This window comes from Mesorhizobium sp. AR02, assembly GCF_024746835.1.
Lineage (GTDB): Bacteria > Pseudomonadota > Alphaproteobacteria > Rhizobiales > Rhizobiaceae > Mesorhizobium.
Map to the genome: position 1 here is coordinate 4,926,639 of NZ_CP080531.1, position 18,063 is coordinate 4,944,701.

The window sequence follows — 18,063 nt, forward strand, 5'->3', positions numbered from 1 at the left end:
GAAAGTTCAACGGCGCCTCACGGCCGTCGAAGAACGGTTTGCATTCAGCGTCAAAAAGACGAAGCGGGATTGCGCCGCAAACGCTCTTGTTGTACGAACGTTCAACAAGAGCATTTGCGGGTACCTGCCGTGGTACGAACCGAGTTTCCCTTTGCCGTCGAAACCGTCGATCCGCTCTGGATCACGCTGGCCGACGGCACCCGCATTGCCGCGACGCTGTGGCGTCCGCGCACCGAGGGCAAGGTGCCTGTTATCGTCGAGATGGTGCCTTATCGCCGCCGTGACGGCACCGTTGCCCGCGACATCGATATCCATCCCTGGCTTGCCGGGCACGGCATTGCCTGCGCCCGCATAGACATTCGCGGCAGCGGCGATTCCGACGGCGATCTCGCCGACGAATATCTGCCGCGCGAACAGGAAGACGCCTGCGAGATCATCGCCCATCTGGCAGCCCAGCCTTGGTGCAACGGCGCTGTCGGCATGACCGGCATTTCCTGGGGCGGCTTCAACGCGCTGCAGGTCGCGGCGCGCCGGCCGCCGGCCTTGAAGGCCATCATCGCCAACTGCGCCACCGACGACCGCTACGCCGACGACATCCACTATATGGGCGGCGCGCTGCTCACCGAGCAGGAGATGTGGTCGAACTTCATGCTGGTGAAGAAGGCGATGGCGCCCGACCCGCAGATCGTCGGCGACGCCTGGCACGCCATGTGGATGAGCCGCCTTGCGGCGACGAGTTCACTGTCGGAGGTCTGGCTTGCGCATCAGCGCCGTGACAACTACTGGCGGCAGGGTTCGGTCTGCGAAGACCACGCCGCAATCGAATGCGCCGTCATGGCCGTCTGCGGCTGGGAGGACAGCTATTCGAACTTCGTGCCGCGCCTGCTCGAGCATCTGCCAGGGCCGAAGCTCGGCATTGTCGGGCCGTGGTCGCATGCCTATCCCTGTCGCGGCGCGCCGGGTCCGTTGATCGGCTATCTGCAGGAGGCGCTGCGCTGGTGGCGGCATTGGCTGTGTGGCGAAGACACCGGCATCATGGACGAGCCGCTTTACCGTGTCTGGGTCACCGGCGAAGAACGGCCGCAACCTTTTTATCTTCCCGATCATGCTGGCAGTTGGGCCGCCGAGGATCAGTGGCCGTCGCCGCGCATCGAGCGTCGCACGCTGCATCTGAACGCCACCGGATTGAGTAGCGAGCCCGCACCGGGGGCGACGCTTTCCGTCCGCTCGCCGGCCACCGCAGGCCGCGATTGCGGCCGCTGGGGTGGCTATGGCGGCTCCTGCCCCGACATGCCCATCGACCAGCGCCGCGAGGATGGTCTCGCACTCTGCTTCGACACCGCACCGCTCGACGCTGACCTGACCTTGCTTGGTGCACCGGAACTCGATCTGCTCGTCAGCGTCGACCAGCCGCATGTCAATCTCGCCGCCCGGCTCTGCGACGTCTATCCCGACGGCACCTCGGCGCTGATGACCTATGGCGTGCTCAATCTCAGCCACCGCGACAGCCATGAGCATCCGACGCCGTGTCCAGTCGGAACACCTTTTCGCGTCAAGCTGAAGCTCAATGATTTCGCCCGCATTGTGCCCAAGGGCCATCGCATCCGGCTGGCGCTGGCCAACCAGCATTGGCCGATCCTGTGGCCGCAGCCGAAATTGTCGACGCTGTCGGTCGTAACCGGCGACAGCACGGTGATGCTGCCGGTGCGCCCGCCATCGGAGCGCGACCGCGACGTCCGCTTTGAGCCGGCCGAAACCGCGCCGCCGGTCCCCACCACTGCCTTGGGCGAGGGCTTCGACCGCCGCATCGTCACCGAGGATGTCGGCTCTGGCGTACAGACCATCGCGCTGACTTCCGACCATGGACGCAGGCGCTATGACGATCGCGGCATCACCGTCTCCTCGGCCAACAGCGACACGATGAGCATCCGCGCCGATGATCCACAGTCGGCCAAGCTTGTCACCGAATATCGCTGGGCGATTGCCAGCGGCGATGCCGACACAGAGGCGACGGCGGTGACCGAACTGACAGCGGATGAGACCCATTTCAACTTGAGTTGGCGGCTCGAAGCGCGAGAACGGGGCACGCTCGTCCACAGCGCCTCGGCAACCCGGCGCATCAGGCGCGAATTCGCCTGAGGAGAGGGGAGGCAGACCATGCTTGCATATGCAGTGAAGCGCATCGGTCTCGGCCTCCTGATCCTCGTCCTCGTCATGATCGCCATGTATGCGGCCGTCTTCCTGGTGCCCGGTGATCCGGCAACCGTGGCGCTCGGCCCGCGCGCCACGCCGGAACTGAAGCGGCTGCTGATCGAGCGCATGGGCCTCGACCAGCCGGTCTGGTGGCAGATCATCGAATTCTTCCGCAACGCGCTGACCGGCAATCTCGGCTACGACGTCTGGTCGAACCGGCCCGTCTCGACGCTGGTGCTGGAGGCGCTGCCGAACACGCTGGTCCTCGGGCTGACGGCGCTTGCCGTCGCGCTCCTCATCGGCGTGCCGCTCGGCTGCCTGTCGGTGATGCGGCGCGGCACGGCAGCCGATGCCGTCATCGGCGTGCTCTCGGTCGGCGTCATCGCCGTGCCGTCCTTCGTCGTCGCCATCTATTCGCTTTTGCTTTTCGCCGTGACGCTGCGCTGGCTGCCGGCCATCGGCGCCGGCGAGGCCGGCGATTTTTTGAGCCAGGCCAAGGCGCTGGTCATGCCGGCGGCGGCGATCGCGCTCGGCTGGATCGGCTACATCGCCCGCATGGTGCGTGCCTCGATGATGGAGGTGATGGGCGAACCGCACATCCGCACCGCGCGCTCCTTTGGTTTGCCGGAGTGGAAGATCGTCTCCAAATACGCGCTGCGCATCGCTATCATCCCGACCATATCGCTGGTCGCGGTCGGCCTCGGCAGCATCCTGTCCAGCGCCGTCTTCGTCGAAGCGGTGTTTGCCCGGCCTGGCATCGGCAAGCTGATCACCGACGCCGTCAACACCCGCAACTACCCGGTCGTCATGGGCACGGTGCTGATCATGACCGCCATCTATGTCTCCATCACCATTGCCGCCGATCTTTTGATCGCGCGGCTCGATCCGAGGGTGCGCGATGTCTTCCGTGGCTGACGCCTCGTTGTCCGTTCCGGACCGACAACGGTTTCCGCTGCTGCGCGCACTGCTCGCCGATCCGTTCACCTGCGTGGCGCTGATCCTGGTCACCGGCTTCCTCGTCACCGCCATCTTCGCGCCATGGCTGGCGCCCTATTCGCCAGTCAAGATCGACGTGCTGCACAAGCTGCAGCCGCCATCGGTGGAGCATTGGTTCGGTACCGATCATCTCGGCCGCGATCTGCTGTCGCGGGTCATCTACGGCGCGCGTACGGCGCTGACGATCGCCATGGTGTCGGTGGCCATCGCCGGGGCCATCGGCCTGATGCTCGGCCTGATTGCCGGCTACGGCCCACGCTGGCTCGACGCCATCCTAGTGCTGAGCTTCGACAGCCTGAATTCGCTGCCGATGATCATGTTCGCACTCGCCATCATCACCGTGCTCGGCGCCGGCACCGGCACGCTGATCATCGTCATCGCCGCGACCTCGTTTCCGAGCTACGCCAGACTGATCCGGGCGCAGACGCTGGCGCTGAAGAACAGCGACTATATCCTCGCGGAGCGGCTGATCGATGCCAGTGGCGCGCGCATCATCTTCAGCCATCTTCTGCCCAATGTCGTCGGCTCGCTGATCATCCTTCTGTCGATGGACATTCCGGTCGTCATCATGGTCGAGGCGGGCTTGAGCTTCCTCGGTCTGGGTGTCAGGCCACCAACCCCGTCCTGGGGCTCGATCCTCTATGACGGCTACACCTCGATCCGTGCCGCACCGTTCATGGTCATTTTCGGCGGGCTGCCGCTGGTGCTGGCGACGCTTGGCTTCACCTTCCTCGGCGAGGGCCTGCGCGACTATCTCGATCCGCGCCTGCAACTGCGGAGGCCGGCATGACAGGCTCGCTCGCCGCCAGCGATCTCAGCGTCCGATACGAGACGCCGCATGGCGCGGTGCACGCGCTTCGCCATGTCGACATCGCGGCGCATCCCGGCGAGGTGATCGGTATTGTCGGCGAGAGCGGCTGCGGCAAGTCCACCCTGGTCACCGCTCTGGCCAATCTGCTGCCGGCCAATGCCCGCATCGATGGATCGATCCGCTACAACGGCGTCGACCTGGCGAAGCTCGATGCGCACCGCCAGCGGCTGCTGCGCGGTGATGAAATCGCGTTGGTCAGCCAGGATCCGATGACGGCGTTCAACCCGGTGCTGACCATCGGCGACCAACTCGTCGACTTCCAGCACCACCGCAAGGACCTTGGCCGGGCACAGAAGCGGGCGCGCATCGCCGCCATGCTCGGCCGCGTCGGCATTGCGGACGCCGAACGGCGCATGCAGAGCTATCCGCACGAACTGTCCGGCGGCATGCGCCAGCGCGTCGCCATCGCCGCCGCTCTGCTGACCGATCCCGGCCTGCTCATCGCCGACGAGCCGACGACGGCGCTCGATGTCACCATGGAGGCGCAGATCATCCATCTGCTGCGTGAACTCCGCCGCGAATACAACGGCATCATCATCGTCGTCTCGCACCATCTCGGCGTCATCGCCGAACTCTGCGACCGGGTCTATGTCATGTATGCCGGCGAGGTGGTCGAGGGCGGCGAGGTCGACGCCATCTTCCACGACGCCCAGCATCCCTACACGCAAGCGCTGCTCGCCTGCGATCCTGCCCGCTTCCATAAGCGGCTGAACAGGCTGCCGACCATTCCGGGATCGCTGCCCAACCTGACCCAACCGCCGTCGGGATGCGTCTACGCACCGCGTTGCGACCGCGCCTTCGCGCCGTGCGGTTCCATCGCGCCACCGCTGGTCAAACTCGCCGCGGCCCATGTCGCGCGCTGCCATGCGGTGACGCCATGAGCCCGCTGCTCGCCGTCGAAGACCTCTCCGTGAGCTTCGTTCGGGGCGGCTTGCTCAACCGGCTGATCAATCCGTTCCCGCTGCTAGGCTTCAACGTCATCGACGGTGTGACGCTGTCGCTGATGCCGGGCGAGACGCTCGGGCTGGTCGGCGAATCCGGTTCCGGCAAAACCACGCTGGCCCGCACAATCCTGGGCCTCGTGCGAGCCGCTGCGGGCCGCATTGTCTTCGAGGGCAGGGACGTGCAGACGCCGGCTGATTTTCGCGCCATGCGACGGCGCTCGGCGATGATGTTCCAGGACCCGGTGGCCTCGCTCAGCCCGCGCTTGCGCATCGGCACGCTGCTGACCGAACCGCAGATCATTCAGGGGCTGCCGATGCCGGATCGCCGCGCCGCCGCCAGGGCGCTGCTGGCGCTGGTGGGGCTGCCGGCATCCTTCGTCGACCGCTTCCCGCATGAGCTGTCGGGCGGGCAGGCGCGTCGCGTCGGCGTTGCGCGTGCCCTGGCAATGAAGCCGCATCTGCTGCTTGCTGATGAGCCGACCGCCGGCCTCGATGTCTCTGTACAGGGCGACGTGCTCAACCTGATCGGCGAGCTCAAGCGCGAACTCGGTTTTGCCGCCATGATCGTCACTCACAACCTCGCCATGATCCGTCACGTCAGCGACCGGCTGGCCATCATGTATCTCGGCCGGCTGGTCGAGACCGGACCGACGCAGGACGTGTTCTCCGCGCCGATGCATCCTTACACGGCGACGCTGATCCAGTCGGAACCGATCCCCGACCCGCGCCGGCGCAGCCAGACCCCTGGCGTCACCGGCGAGATCCCGAGCGTGTTCCGGCGGCCCTCGGGGTGCGAGTTCCACACGCGCTGCCCGATCGCGCGCGAGCGCTGCAAGACCGAGGCGCCGGCCTACCGGCCGATGGGCGCCGATCGGATGGTGCGCTGCCATTTCCCGCTGGTTTCAGGCGGGCAAGAACGGGAGGCCTTCTCACGCGCTTCCGCAAACCAAAGGGGAAACTGAGATGACAGAATGGACCATGGACAGACGTGCATTCCTGAAAGCGGCCGGCGTACTCGGCGCCGGTCTGGCGATGAAGCCAGGTTTTGCCTGGTCGGCGGCCGGCGACACGCTGCGCATCCGCATGGAGGGCGACCTGCAGTGCCTCGATCCCGCCTTCATGAATGGCGGCATCGAGGATGTCATGATGCGCGGCATCTATGTCTCGCTGAACCATTTCGGCGATATCCGCAAGGGCTCGCCCTGGTCGTTGTGGGGCGCGGAAAAGCTCGAACAGAAAGACGCCAAGACCATCGCCTTCACCCTGATCGACGGGCTGAAATGGTCTGGTGGCTTCGGCGCGGTCACATCAGACGACGTGAAATTCTCGTTCGAGCGCATCGCTGACAAGGCGCTGGCATCGCCCTGGGCCTACCAGTTCGAAAAACTCGATCGCGTCGAGGTTGTCGATGCCCGCAACGGCATCATCCACCTGAAGGAACCTTACCAGCCGATCTTCGTCACCAGCCTGCCCTATTATGGCGGCCACATCATCAGCCGCGCCGGTACCGAGAAGGCTGGCGGCAAGTTCACCACGCAGCCGCCGGCAACATGCGGGCCCTATCTCTTCTCCGACTGGCAGCAGAAGCAGAAGGTGACGCTATCAGCCAACCCGGACTGGCCGGGTCCAAAGCCGGATTTCGGCAAGGTCGAGATCTATGTCGTGTCGGACGATCAGGCCGCCCAACTCGCCTACGAGGCCGATGCCTTCGACTACACCAAGATCGCCATTTCGGCGACCAAGGCGGTCAAGGCGAGCCCACCCGCCGACACGACGCTGATCGAGGCGCAATCGACCCGTTATGTCTGGCTGACCATCAACATGCTGAGCCCACGGCTCAAGGATTTGAAAGTCCGCCAGGCGGTGCAGTATGGCGTCGATGTCGGGCAGGTACTCACCGGCGTCTATGACGACCTGACCAAACGCTCCACCGGCGTCGTCCAGCCCGGCACCAAATTCGCGAGAGCCTCGAATCTGATCGCGGCGCCCGACTATGAGAAGTCCGCAGCGCTGCTCAAAGAGGCCGGCGTCAGCGATCTGTCGCTGACCCTGACGGTGATGAACGATTCCATCCGCACGGCGACCGCGCAGATTATCCAGGCGAGCCTAGAACAGGCCGGCATCAAGGTCGAGATCCAGCCCTATGACGAAGCCGCTTTCTGGGGCGTCGGCGACAAGACGCAAGGCGACGGCTACAAGAACATCGACCTGGCGTTGATGGATTTCGCCGGCGGCATCGATCCGTCCGAAAACCTGGTGTGGTTCCGACCCGACCAGATCGGCGCCTACAACTGGTCCGGCTTCGACAGCGCGGAGTTCGAGACCAGCTATCAGCAATTGGTGGCGGAAAGCGACGAGGCCAAGCGCATCGTCCTGTCGAACCGCATGGAGGATTTGATGGAACAGTCCGGCGGTTTCGTCTTCATCTGCCACCAGCCGCTGGTCGCCATCCACAAGACCGCTTTCGACCCGGTTATTTATCCGGACGGTCACCCCAATCCGGTGCTGTTCAAGAAGAAGGCATGAACGTGCTTCCGTGGACAGGAAGGGCATAATCGATTAGCTGGGGTTCATGACGGAAGCCCAACCAGATGGTGCAAAAAAGAAGCGCGGCGCAAAGAAATCGCCGCCGCGCTTCAGCCGCGAGCAGGCGGATGTGCGCCGCTCCATGCTGATCGAGGCGGCGACGCGCTGCCTGTCGGTCGGCGGTATCGGCGCCTTCACCATCGATCGTATCTGCAAGGAGGCCGGCGTCTCGCGCGGCCTCATCAACCACCATTTCGAAAGCCTCGATGGATTGCTGGTCGAGGTCTACAAATCCTCGCTCTATGCCAGCGTCAACAACCAGATCGCCGAAGCCAAGCGCCGCCGCGCCGAAACATCGGACTGGTCGCCGCAGGCGGCACTTGCCGCTTTGGTGCATTCCAATTTTTCGCCCGGATATTTCAGCCGCGAGAACCTGCTGATCTGGCTGTCGCTGTGGGGCGAGATCGCTGTCAACCCGCGGCTCAAGGCGGCGCATCGCGAACTCTACGACGCCTACCGGGCGGAGCTTGCCGAGGACATCGCCGCGGTCGCGGTGCCGCGCGGCAGGCAAGTCGACGCGCCCGCGCTGGCACGCAATTTCATCGCGCTGGTCGACGGGCTGTGGCTCGAATGGTGCCTCGACGAAAGCGTGGTGACGCCACAGGCGGCGGAGGCGGCGGGGTTCGAGATGCTTGAAGGGCAGGTGGGGCCGCTGCGGGGCGGATAAGAATTTCAGGTCGGCGCTGTACCCCCCTCTGTCCTGCCGGACATCTCCCCCTCAAGGGGGGAGATCGGATGTCAGTTCGGCCTTCGCCAATCATCAGCGTTGAAAGAAGAGCCCTCCGATGAAGCGGCCAATCTCCCCCCTTGAGGGGGAGATGTCCGGCAGGACAGAGGGGGGTGCTTGGCGCTAACCTCAAATGAGCTCGCCCTCAATTCAGCGGCGAACCGCCCTCGCGCTTGCGCCGCTCCATATAGTCGCGCAGCGCTTCGTTGATGCCGGGATCGATCGGCGGCTGTTCGTATTCGGCGACCATGCGTTTCCACACGACATTGGCGCGCTCGCGTGCCGTGACCTGGCCGCGCTCCATCCAGGTGTCGTAATTGTCCCAGTTGGACACCATCGGCGAATAGAAGGCGCGCTCGTAGCGCTGCATGGTGTGCGCGGCGCCGAAGAAATGTCCGGCCGGGCCGACCTCGCGCACCGCTTCCAGCGCCAGCGTGTCGATGTCGACCACCGGCGGGTCGAAATAGGCCGACATCATCTGCAGCATCTCGGCATCGATGACCAGTTTCTCGAAGGATGCGGTGAGCCCGCCGCCGAGCCAGCCGGCAGCATGCAGCACCAGATTGGCGCCGCCCATCAGGCAACCCCACAGCGACATGGCGCTCTCATAGGCGGCCTGCGCGTCGACCGAATTCGCGGCGGTGACATTGCTGGAGCGGAACGGCACGCCGATCAGCCGGCACAGCTGCCCGGTGATTTGCGCGGCTTGCGTGTATTCGGGCGTGCCAAAGGCCGGCGCGCCGGTCTTCATGTCGACATTCGAAGTGAAGCCGCCATACATCACCGGCACGCCGGGACGCACGATCTGGGTCAGCACGATGCCGGCCAGCGCCTCGGCATGTTGCTGCGACAGCGCACCGGCCAGCGTCACCGGGCTCATCGCGCCGGCCAGCGTGAACGGCGTGATGACATTGACCTGGCCGTGCTCGGCCAGCGCGATCAGGCCCTCGGCCATCGGCTCGTCGAGCTGCAGCGGTGAGTTGGTGTTGATGATGCCGGTGAAGACCGGCATCTCCAGCGCCAGCTTCTCGCGCGTCGTGCCGAGCGAAATCGCCACCATTTCCAGCGCGTCGGTGGCGCGACCGCGGCCGAGCGTCTGTGGCTGCCAGTTCTTGTCGAGCAAAGTGATCTCGGCATAGTAGAGGTCGAGATGGCGGGTGTTCTGATGCAGGTCAAGCGGCTCGAACGGGCCGCCGCCTTCCTGGTGCAGCACGTTGAACGACTGGATCAGCTTCAAATAATCACACATCTCGGCGTAGGTGCCGGGGCGGCGGCCGCGATCATTGTCCATGACATAGGCCGGGCCGCCGACCGACGACAGGATGCAGTGTCGCCCGCCGACCTTGACGTTCTTGGCCGGATTGCGGGCGCGCAGTTCGAAGGATGACGGCGCCATGGCGACGCGTTCCATCACCATGGCGCGGTCGAAGCGCACCCGCATCTCGCCTTCGTCGACATCGCAACCAGCGGCGCGATAGAACTGCCGCGCCTGCGGCTGCAGCACGCGCATGCCGATCTCTTCGAGGATGGTGAGGCCCATTTCGTGGATCGTTTGCACCTGATCATCAGACAGGATCTCGATCGGCGCGTAGGGGCGTGTCAGCTGCTTCCACGGCCGCTGCTCGATGCCGCCGATCTCGCGCTGCGGGCGGCCGGGTCTGCGACGTGCGGCGGTGCGTTCCATGACCTTCTCCTATTCGGCTGCCGTTCGCATATCGAAATCCGCCACCGCATCGACGATCGGCGTGTCGCGGCGATAGGGCTGCCAGCGGGCCTTTGCACCTATCTCTCGAGCCAGCTTGTGGCCGCTGTGCACGGCATGGGCGATGGCGCCGGGAGCCAGCGTGTCGCCGATGCGATCGACGCTGCGGATGCCGGCAGCGGCAAGCGCGTCCGCCCGTTCCGTCAACGCCTCGAACAGCTCGTTGCGCGGCAATCTCAGCCCAACGATCAGCACCGAGCGGCAGGCGACGTGGGTTTCCTCGCCGGTGAACAGATGCGCCAGCGTTGCCGTCTCGCCGTCGAAGGATTTCAGCAGATGCAGCGTCGTCACCGGCACCTTGCGCCGCGCCAGCGCGCGATGCACCAGCGGCAGCTCGTTGGTCATGATCGTCCAGGCGGACGCTTGGCCGGCGGGGGTCACATAACTGACCGGGATGCCATGCGCGGCCAGATGTTCGGTGAGAACACCTCCCATGTAGTAATTGTCGAAATCGAAGACCAAGGTCGGTCCCTGTGGGAGCCGGCCGGCGGCGATGTCGTCGGGTGTGAACACATTGGGATGGTCGAGCCGGCCGACCGGAATCTCCAGCGAGGAATAGAGCATGTTGGTCCAGCGCGCGCCGGTCGCCAGCACCACGCGGTCGGGCGCCAGATCGATGATCTCGTCCGCGCCCAAAACACTCTCGGGATAGAGCGAGACATTGCTCATCTCGCCGAGGCGGCCGAGGCGGTAGTCGACGACGCGGTTCCAGGCCGAGAGGCCGGGCAGCGTCTTCTCGAAGGTCAGCCGCCCGCCGAAGCTGCGGCTGCTGTCGGCGAGCGTCACCTCATGGCCGCGTCGGCCGAGGGTGAGCGCGCATTCGAGCCCGGCGGGGCCGCCACCGACGATCAGGATGCGCTCGGGCTTGTCGGTACGGTCGACACGCTCGGGATGCCAGCCGCGCCGCCATTCCTCGCCAGCGGTCGGGTTCTGGGTGCAGCGCACCGGCACGCCGTCATGCCAGCTTGAGATGCAGATGTTGCAGCCGATGCATTCGCGGATCTCGGCCTCGCGGCCTTCACGGATCTTGGCCGGCAGGAAGGGGTCGGCGATCGAGGGCCGCGCGCCGCCGATGAAGTCGAGCACGCCGCGCTTGATCTGCGACACCATTGTGTCGGGCGAGGTGAAGCGGCCGACACCGACCACCGGCTTTTTGGTCAGCGATTTGACGAAATCGATGACCGGCTCGTGGCTGCCTTCGCCGGTGAAGCGCGATGCCGAACAGTCGGTCGGGCTGGAATCCATCTTGACGTCGAACAGGTCGGGCAGCTCGGCCAGCAGCTCGATCAGCTCGTGCGCTTCGGAAGGCTGGTTGCGGCCCGGCCGGCTGCGCAGTTCCTCGAGGCTGACGCGCAAGGCGACGCCGCAATCCTTGCCGACGGCGTCCTTGGTGACCTCGATCATCTCGCGCACGAAGCGCACGCGGTTCTCGATCGATCCGCCGTACTCGTCGGTGCGATGATTGTATTCCGGCAGCAGGAATTCGTAGCCGAGATAGCCCATGCCGGCATAGACATAGACGACGTCGAAGCCAGCCGTGCGCGCCTTGCGCGCCGCCTCGGCCTGGCACCTCAACACCTCACGGATGTCGGCCTTGTCCATCGTCTTCGGCCGCAAATTGCCCATGAAGCCGACATGCGTGGCCATCCACGGAATTCCCGACGGCGACAGCGGTGGCAGGCGGCTCGCCCTGTTCATGACGGATGCGCCGCCATGCCACAGTTCCACACCGGCAAGCGATCCGTGACGGTGCACGGCTTCCGTCATCAACGCATGGGCGCGGATGTCGTTGTCGTCCCACAGCGTGGCGAAAGGCAGCGGCGTGTCGTCCGAACTGGGGTCGATCGAACAGGCGCCGGTGCAGATCACGCCCCAGCCGCCCTCGGCCTTGGCTTCGCGAAAGGCGGCACGCACGCGCGGCAGCGCGTTGGTCATGCCGCTGGCGTGCGGCACCTGATAGAAGCGGTTCGGCGCGGTGACCGGCCCGATGCGCATCGGTTCGAACAGGATTTCGTAGCGGGGATTGCAGGTCATCAGGGTTTCGCAAACACGCTTGTTGAACGATCGTACAACAAGCATATTCGCTGATATTGCAGAACGCAATGGCCCAAAGCATCGGTGCAGGGATCGGTCCGAAAAGGAGAGCCCGTGCGATGGTGTTTCGGCGGGCTGGTCGTCTGGTGTTCACAACACGATCATATTTGTCCAAATTGGACAGATCTTGGAACCGGTCAGCCATATTTCGGGCTATCTTCTGCTCGCCTGTCGTTCCTCGCCAGCCTCGAAGGCCGCTCGACCCCTTTTGGGAGTCGCCGCGTTCAGATCGCTGGCAACGGTCTGCCGGGCACTTTGGGAGGAATGTCGTGACACTGTTTGCCGTCCACTGCCTGGACCATGCCGACGCCCTGCCCAGGCGCCTGGCCAACTATGAGGCGCACAAGGCGCATCTTGCCCAGGGACCGGTGAAGACCATCATCTCGGGTCCGCTGCTGGCCGGGGACGGCGAGACGATGATCGGCTCGCTCTTTGTGTTTTCCGCCGAAAAGATCGAGGATGTCAGGGCATTCAATGCCGCCGATCCCTTCAACGCGGCCAATGTCTGGCAGTCGGTCAGCATCAACCCGTTCCTGATGCGCGTCGACAACCGGAGCTAGAGCAATTCACCGTTTCACGGAAACGGCGAACTGCTCTAACTATTTGTTTTGACGCAATTCCGGACGGAAAACCGTTTCACACTTTTCCTGGAATTGCTCTAAGCCCGAGGCGAATTCATGGAACCCTTCGTCTATAACGCCCAGCCGGCCCGTGTCATTTTCGGATCCGGCACCATCCGGCAGCTGCCCGCGGAGCTCGATCGGCTGGGTTTGAAGCGCGTCGCCGTGCTGGCAACGCCGCCGCAGGAGCCGGAAGCGCGACGCCTCGTCGAACAGCTCGGCGGCCGCGCCGCCGGCGTCTATGCGCGGGCGACGATGCACACGCCGGTGGAGATCACCGAGGACGCACTGCGCGTCATCCTGGATCTCAAGGCCGACGGGCTCGTTGCCGTGGGCGGCGGCTCGACCACGGGTCTTGCCAAGGCCATTGCGCTGCGCACCGACCTGCCGCAGATCGTGGTGCCGACCACCTATGCCGGCTCGGAAATGACGCCGATCCTCGGCGAGACCAGGGATGGGGTGAAAGTCACCCAATCGAGCCCCAAGGTGCTGCCGGAGGTGGTGATCTACGACATCGACCTCACTCTGTCGCTGCCCGCGGCCATGTCCGGCACCAGCGGCTTGAATGCGATCGCGCATGCGGTCGAAGCGCTTTATGCACACGAGCGCAACCCGGTCATCAGCCTGATGGCGACAGAAGCGATCGGCGCGCTTGCCGCCGCCCTGCCGATCATCGCCGGCGATCCCGGGGACCGGGAAGCGCGCGCACAGGCGCTGTACGGCGCCTGGCTTTGCGGCATCTGCCTCGGCTCGGTGGGCATGGCGCTGCATCACAAGCTTTGCCATACGCTCGGCGGCAGCTTCGACCTGCCGCATGCCGAAACGCATGCGATCGTGCTTCCGCATGCGCTTGCCTACAACGCGCCGGCGGTGCCCGATGTGATGCACAGGCTGCGCGACGTGCTCGGCACGGACGAGCCGGCCATGGCGCTCTACGATCTTGCTGGAAGGGTCGGTGCACGGCGCGCGCTTGCGGACATCGGCATGCCGCAAAGCGGCATCGAGCTTGCGACGGACAGGGCGCTGTCCAACCCTTACTGGAACCCGCGCCCGCTGGAGCGCGAAGCGATCAAGGGCCTGATCGCCCGCGCCTATGCCGGGCAACGGCCGCGCCCCTGAGGCGTGGCGACATCTGGAGGAGGATCATCTTGGGCAAAGTCAAGGCCAGGCGCGCTGAGCCGCCGAAATATCCGTATTTCGAGGAGGAAACCTCGGTCGATGTCGTCAACGCGCGCATGGGGCCCGATGTCGATCCGCGCCTGCGCGAGGTGATGAGCGTGCTGGTCAAGCATCTGCACGCCGCCATCAAGGAAATCGAGCCCACGCATGAGGAATGGCTCAAGGGCATCACCTTCCTGACCGAAGTCGGCCAGATGTGTTCGGACTGGCGGCAGGAATTCATCCTTTTGTCCGACACGCTCGGCGTCTCGATGCTGGTCGACGCCATCAATCACCGGCGGCCGAATGGCGCGACGGAGAATACCATCCTGGGACCATTCTACGTGCCCGAGGCGCCGCGCTACGAGCACGGCACGAATATCTGCCTGGACGGCAAGGGCGAGCCGCTGGTGGTGCGCGGACGCGTGGTGGATACCGAAGGCAAACCGGTGGCCGGCGCGCTGATCGACGTCTGGCAGACCAATGACGACGGCTTCTACGACGTTCAGCAGAAAGGGCTGCAGCCGGACTGGAACCTGCGCGGCGTGTTCACCAGCGGCGAGAACGGCGACTACTGGTACCGGGCCGTCAAGCCGCGCTACTACCCGATCCCGGACGACGGACCCGTGGGCAAGATGCTCGGCGCACTCGGACGCCATCCCAACCGGGCCGCCCATATCCATTTCATCATCAGCGCGCCGGGCTATGACCCCGTCATCACCCATATCTTCACGCCCGATTGCCAGTATCTCGCCGAAGACGCGGTCTTTGGCGTGAAGGATTCGCTGGTCGCGGATTTCAAGGCGGTCACGGACCCGACCGGCGCGGCGGAGCTTGGTTTCACATCGCCCTACTGGGCGGTGAACTGGGATTTCGTGCTGGCGCGCAAATCTGCGGGCTCGGCCTGAGACTTGCGAGGAGAAAGAGATGACGCTGAGCTTCGACCCGAGGGCGAAGGCCACGACGCTTTATCACGGCGAATTCCGGCCGATGTTCATCGGCGGCAAGTGGGTCGCGGCGCAGTCCGGCGAGGAGATGCAGGCGCTCAACCCGGCGACGGGCGAGGTGCTGGCGACGGTGCCGCGCGGCGGGGCCGCTGACGTCGACGCGGCGGTGGCCGCAGCGCGCGCGGCCTTCGAAGGACCATGGTCGAAATTCTCGCCCTATGAACGGCAATGCGTGCTGTTGCGCATAGCCGATCTGTTCGAGACGCATTGGGAAGAGCTCAGCGTTTCCGACACGCTCGACATGGGGCTGCCGATCACGCGCACGCTGGCCAACCGGCGCCGGGTCATCGGCATGCTGCGCTTCTATGCCGGCATGGCGACGGCGCTGCATGGCGAGGCGATCGACAATTCGATCCCCGGCGAGATCGTCTCTTTCACGCGGCGTGAGCCGGTCGGCGTCGTCGGGGCGATCATTCCCTGGAACGCGCCAATCGCCGCCTCGATCTGGAAGATTGCGCCGGCGCTCGCCACCGGCTGCACCGTCGTGCTGAAACCTTCCGAGGATGCATCGCTGACGCCATTGCTGATCGCGCGTCTGATGCAGGAAGCCGGCGTGCCTGATGGCGTCGTCAACATCGTCACCGGCACCGGCACCGAGGCGGGCGCGCGGCTCGCCGAACATCCCGACGTCAACAAGATCGTCTTCACCGGCTCGACTCTCACTGGGCAGGCCATCGCGCGGGCTGGGGTGACAAACCTCAAGCGCGTTTCGCTGGAGCTTGGCGGCAAGTCGCCGATCATCGTCTGCCGCGACGCCGACATCGACAAGGCTGTTCCGATCGCGGCGATGGCGGTGTTCGTGCATTCCGGCCAGATCTGCATTGCCGGCTCGCGGCTGTTCGTGGCGCGCGAAATCCATGACGAGTTCGTGCGCCGGCTCGCCGATTTCGCCGGCAAGCTGCGCATCGGCCATGGCATCGAGGCGGAGACGGAAATCGGGCCGCTCATCAATGCCAGGCAGGCCGGCAAGGTGGAGGGCTATATCAAGGCCGGCAGCGACGAAGGCGCGGAACTGGTCGCCGGCGGATCACGGCTGACGGGCGCGCTCTACGATGGCGGCAACTTCATCGCGCCGACCGTCTTCGGCGCTGTGTCGGACAAGATGACCATCGCACGCGAAGAGATTTTCGGCCCGGTCATTTCCGCCATGCCGTTCGACACGCTCGACGAGGCGGTGACGCGCGCCAACGCGACGCCCTATGGCCTGGCGGCCGGCATCTTCACCACCCATCTCGGCACCGCGCACAAGCTGGCGCGCCGCATCAAGGCCGGTTCGGTCTGGGTCAACATGTACCATGCCATTGACCCCGCCGTGCCTTTCGGTGGCATGAAGATGTCCGGCTACGGCCGCGAGGGCGGCATCGAGCATCTGCACGAATATCTGGAGACGAAATCGGTCTGGATCCAGACCGATTAAAGATGCTCCTGCCTTACGTCTCGCGGAGAGGGCGAGCCGCGCAGGATCCAGGGGGAACTTTTGCCCGACTGGCGATTTTGCCTATATAAGATATTCGTATGGCCAGGAGGGTATCGCCGATGACGACGAAACGATTTGCAATCTGCGCTCTTGCTCTCGCGATCGGCTGCGTGGTGTCCTCATCGGCGTTCGCCGGGACCAAGCATCGCCACCACCAGGCCGAGCCGGAACGCTACGTTCCCGCCCAGGACGATCTCATCGACTTCCTGTTCGGCGGTCCGCGCTATTACGATCAGCAGCTGTTCACCACTGCCGCCGGCGCCTGTTCCTACCACCGGGTGGGGCCGGACGCGAATGCGATAAACAAGATCAACGATCATCATTGCGGGAAATGATCGGCTGATTGCCTTTGGCGTAGGCCGGTCTCCTCACGAGAGCTTGCGGACATAGCGACGGCTCGATGCCGCTGCTGTTTTGCTGCCCATTGCACATTGGTGATTTCAAGCTATGATGAAAATCGCCAATCGTTGGACAAGTATGAAAAAAAACTCCAAATCTGTCGTCATTGAAGCGGCAACAGCCAGGGATGCGCCTGAAATCGCGCGCCTGCTGAGCTGGGCTTTCGGCTTCGGCAAGGCACGAGCGGACGAATACATCGCCCATGTCGGCCTTGGCGCGCTCAGGCTGCTGCGCGGCGAAAGCGGGCATCCGGAGGCATGCGCGGCACTGCTCGAGACGGCGCATGTCTTTCACGGCAGACCGGTGCGGGCGGCCAACATCGCGCATGTGGCGATTGCGCCGGAGCGTCGCGGCCAGGGGCTGGCGGTGCCTTTTGTCGACGCGTTATGCGCGGAGGCGCAGGCCAAGGGCGCGGCCATCGCCACGCTGTTTGCCTCGACACGGCCGGTCTACCGCAAGAGCGGCTTCGAGCTCGCCGGTCATGAGATCATCTATGAAGCCGAGACTGCCAGCCTGCCGGCGGCGAGCAGGCTCGCCTTCGAACGCGTCGAGCTGGACGATCCGCGCCTTGCCGGCGCCTATGCCGTCAAGGCGGGCCGCGAGGCCGGGCTGCTCAGCCGTGGGCCCGGCGCATTGGAACGAGCTGCGGCGAGAGCCGACCGATGCGCTCGCCGCCTATCTGGCCGAAGGCGACGGGGCCCATCTGATCCTCGATATGGGCGACGAGGCCCGTCTCGATGTCCGCGACTGGTACGCCGCTTCGCCTGACGCCGCGCAAGGGCTGCTGTCGTTCCTGGCCAGGTTCCGCTCGGTCTATCCGGCCGTGCGCTGGCATGGCGGCCCGCAGGACGATCTGGTGGCGGCGATGCCGGACAAGGGCTGGCGTCTGGCGCATCAGGAGGAATGGCTGTTGCGGGTGCTCGATCCTGCCGCGGCGCTGCGCCAGCGCGGCTACCACGCCGACGATATCAGGCTGGCACTGCGCATCGGTCCGGCGGAGACTGCGCTGGAGATCGAGATCAGGGGTGGCGCGGTCGAGGTCCGCGAGGCGACCGGCCCGACCGTGGCCGTGCAGGCGCCGGCCTTCGTGCAGATATTCACGGGCTTTCGCAGCGCCTCGAAACTGGCGCAGTATGGCCAGGTGATCGGCGATGCGGCTGCCATGCGTCTGTGTGACCAGCTGTTTGCCGGACCGCCGCCCTGGGTGGCAGAGCACTTTTAGGAACAAG

Annotated in this window: 16 protein-coding genes; 14 read left to right on the forward strand and 2 right to left on the reverse strand. The window is 65.0% G+C overall.

The window, feature by feature from the left end; translation table 11 throughout:
* Window positions 1–129 precede the first annotated feature (129 nt).
* The 7 genes from DBIPINDM_RS27890 to DBIPINDM_RS27920 are packed head-to-tail and all read left to right on the forward strand — an operon-like array spanning window position 130 to window position 8,257.
* Window positions 130–2,139: a CocE/NonD family hydrolase gene (locus tag DBIPINDM_RS27890; RefSeq protein ID WP_258582204.1), complete on the forward strand. Its 2,010-nt coding sequence runs from the start codon at window positions 130–132 to the stop codon at window positions 2,137–2,139.
* An 18-nt stretch (window positions 2,140–2,157) separates the two neighbouring features.
* Window positions 2,158–3,108, forward strand: a complete 951-nt coding sequence (locus DBIPINDM_RS27895; RefSeq protein WP_258582205.1) for an ABC transporter permease — start codon at window positions 2,158–2,160, stop codon at window positions 3,106–3,108.
* Window positions 3,092–3,979, forward strand: a complete 888-nt coding sequence (locus DBIPINDM_RS27900; protein WP_258582206.1) for an ABC transporter permease — start codon at window positions 3,092–3,094, stop codon at window positions 3,977–3,979. Before DBIPINDM_RS27895 ends, DBIPINDM_RS27900 begins: the two co-directional genes overlap by 17 nt.
* Window positions 3,976–4,941 carry an ABC transporter ATP-binding protein gene (locus DBIPINDM_RS27905; RefSeq protein ID WP_258582207.1) on the forward strand — a complete coding sequence of 322 codons (966 nt, stop codon included), beginning with the start codon at window positions 3,976–3,978 and terminating at the stop codon, window positions 4,939–4,941. The genes DBIPINDM_RS27900 and DBIPINDM_RS27905 overlap by 4 nt, the downstream gene beginning before the upstream one ends.
* Window positions 4,938–5,966 carry an oligopeptide/dipeptide ABC transporter ATP-binding protein gene (locus tag DBIPINDM_RS27910; RefSeq protein ID WP_258582208.1) on the forward strand — a complete coding sequence of 343 codons (1,029 nt, stop codon included), beginning with the start codon at window positions 4,938–4,940 and terminating at the stop codon, window positions 5,964–5,966. Before DBIPINDM_RS27905 ends, DBIPINDM_RS27910 begins: the two co-directional genes overlap by 4 nt.
* 1 nt (window position 5,967) lies before the next feature.
* Entirely contained in the window at window positions 5,968–7,530 is a 1,563-nt protein-coding gene (locus DBIPINDM_RS27915) for an ABC transporter substrate-binding protein (protein WP_258582209.1), read from the forward strand.
* A gap of 46 nt (window positions 7,531–7,576) precedes the next feature.
* Entirely contained in the window at window positions 7,577–8,257 is a 681-nt protein-coding gene (locus DBIPINDM_RS27920) for a TetR/AcrR family transcriptional regulator (RefSeq protein WP_258582210.1), read from the forward strand.
* Between the two features lie 205 nt (window positions 8,258–8,462).
* Here DBIPINDM_RS27920 and DBIPINDM_RS27925 read toward each other — a convergent pair whose 3' ends face one another.
* Both DBIPINDM_RS27925 and DBIPINDM_RS27930 read right to left on the reverse strand, forming a co-directional pair.
* Entirely contained in the window at window positions 8,463–10,001 is a 1,539-nt protein-coding gene (locus DBIPINDM_RS27925) for a trimethylamine methyltransferase family protein (RefSeq protein WP_258582211.1), read from the reverse strand.
* A 9-nt stretch (window positions 10,002–10,010) separates the two neighbouring features.
* Window positions 10,011–12,113 carry an FAD-dependent oxidoreductase gene (locus tag DBIPINDM_RS27930; protein ID WP_258582212.1) on the reverse strand — a complete coding sequence of 701 codons (2,103 nt, stop codon included), beginning with the start codon at window positions 12,111–12,113 and terminating at the stop codon, window positions 10,011–10,013.
* A gap of 329 nt (window positions 12,114–12,442) precedes the next feature.
* On the opposite strand from DBIPINDM_RS27930, the gene DBIPINDM_RS27935 reads away from it, so the two are divergent.
* The 7 genes from DBIPINDM_RS27935 (at window position 12,443) to DBIPINDM_RS27965 (ending at window position 18,056) form a co-directional block, all read left to right on the forward strand.
* On the forward strand, window positions 12,443–12,733 hold the full coding sequence (locus DBIPINDM_RS27935; protein ID WP_258582213.1) for a YciI family protein: 291 nt from the start codon (window positions 12,443–12,445) through the stop codon (window positions 12,731–12,733).
* Between the two features lie 117 nt (window positions 12,734–12,850).
* Window positions 12,851–13,912, forward strand: a complete 1,062-nt coding sequence (locus tag DBIPINDM_RS27940; RefSeq protein ID WP_258582214.1) for a maleylacetate reductase — start codon at window positions 12,851–12,853, stop codon at window positions 13,910–13,912.
* A 29-nt stretch (window positions 13,913–13,941) separates the two neighbouring features.
* Window positions 13,942–14,859 carry an intradiol ring-cleavage dioxygenase gene (locus DBIPINDM_RS27945; RefSeq protein ID WP_258582215.1) on the forward strand — a complete coding sequence of 306 codons (918 nt, stop codon included), beginning with the start codon at window positions 13,942–13,944 and terminating at the stop codon, window positions 14,857–14,859.
* A 19-nt stretch (window positions 14,860–14,878) separates the two neighbouring features.
* The gene (locus tag DBIPINDM_RS27950; protein WP_258582216.1) at window positions 14,879–16,375 is read left to right on the forward strand and encodes an aldehyde dehydrogenase family protein; all 1,497 of its coding nucleotides are present in this window, start codon (window positions 14,879–14,881) and stop codon (window positions 16,373–16,375) included.
* Between the two features lie 119 nt (window positions 16,376–16,494).
* Window positions 16,495–16,770, forward strand: a complete 276-nt coding sequence (locus tag DBIPINDM_RS27955; protein WP_258582217.1) for a hypothetical protein — start codon at window positions 16,495–16,497, stop codon at window positions 16,768–16,770.
* A gap of 142 nt (window positions 16,771–16,912) precedes the next feature.
* The gene (locus DBIPINDM_RS27960; protein WP_258582218.1) at window positions 16,913–17,602 is read left to right on the forward strand and encodes a GNAT family N-acetyltransferase; all 690 of its coding nucleotides are present in this window, start codon (window positions 16,913–16,915) and stop codon (window positions 17,600–17,602) included.
* Window positions 17,514–18,056, forward strand: coding sequence for a sterol carrier protein domain-containing protein (locus tag DBIPINDM_RS27965; RefSeq protein ID WP_258589362.1), 543 nt, complete (start codon window positions 17,514–17,516; stop codon window positions 18,054–18,056). The genes DBIPINDM_RS27960 and DBIPINDM_RS27965 overlap by 89 nt, the downstream gene beginning before the upstream one ends.
* Window positions 18,057–18,063 lie beyond the last annotated feature (7 nt).

What these genes read in the sequence shown, in the direction of transcription:
- DBIPINDM_RS27905 (WP_258582207.1), top strand. Translation starts at nt 3,976, where the DNA reads ATGACAGGCTCGCTCGCCGCCAGCGATCTCAGCGTCCGATACGAGACG.
- DBIPINDM_RS27895 (WP_258582205.1), top strand. Translation starts at nt 2,158, where the DNA reads ATGCTTGCATATGCAGTGAAGCGCATCGGTCTCGGCCTCCTGATCCTC.
- DBIPINDM_RS27960 (WP_258582218.1), top strand. Translation starts at nt 16,913, where the DNA reads ATGAAAAAAAACTCCAAATCTGTCGTCATTGAAGCGGCAACAGCCAGG.
- DBIPINDM_RS27950 (WP_258582216.1), top strand. Translation starts at nt 14,879, where the DNA reads ATGACGCTGAGCTTCGACCCGAGGGCGAAGGCCACGACGCTTTATCAC.
- DBIPINDM_RS27955 (WP_258582217.1), top strand. Translation starts at nt 16,495, where the DNA reads ATGACGACGAAACGATTTGCAATCTGCGCTCTTGCTCTCGCGATCGGC.
- DBIPINDM_RS27900 (WP_258582206.1), top strand. Translation starts at nt 3,092, where the DNA reads ATGTCTTCCGTGGCTGACGCCTCGTTGTCCGTTCCGGACCGACAACGG.
- DBIPINDM_RS27940 (WP_258582214.1), top strand. Translation starts at nt 12,851, where the DNA reads ATGGAACCCTTCGTCTATAACGCCCAGCCGGCCCGTGTCATTTTCGGA.
- DBIPINDM_RS27910 (WP_258582208.1), top strand. Translation starts at nt 4,938, where the DNA reads ATGAGCCCGCTGCTCGCCGTCGAAGACCTCTCCGTGAGCTTCGTTCGG.
- DBIPINDM_RS27925 (WP_258582211.1), bottom strand. Translation starts at nt 10,001, where the DNA reads ATGGAACGCACCGCCGCACGTCGCAGACCCGGCCGCCCGCAGCGCGAG.
- DBIPINDM_RS27920 (WP_258582210.1), top strand. Translation starts at nt 7,577, where the DNA reads ATGACGGAAGCCCAACCAGATGGTGCAAAAAAGAAGCGCGGCGCAAAG.
- DBIPINDM_RS27915 (WP_258582209.1), top strand. Translation starts at nt 5,968, where the DNA reads ATGACAGAATGGACCATGGACAGACGTGCATTCCTGAAAGCGGCCGGC.
- DBIPINDM_RS27930 (WP_258582212.1), bottom strand. Translation starts at nt 12,113, where the DNA reads ATGACCTGCAATCCCCGCTACGAAATCCTGTTCGAACCGATGCGCATC.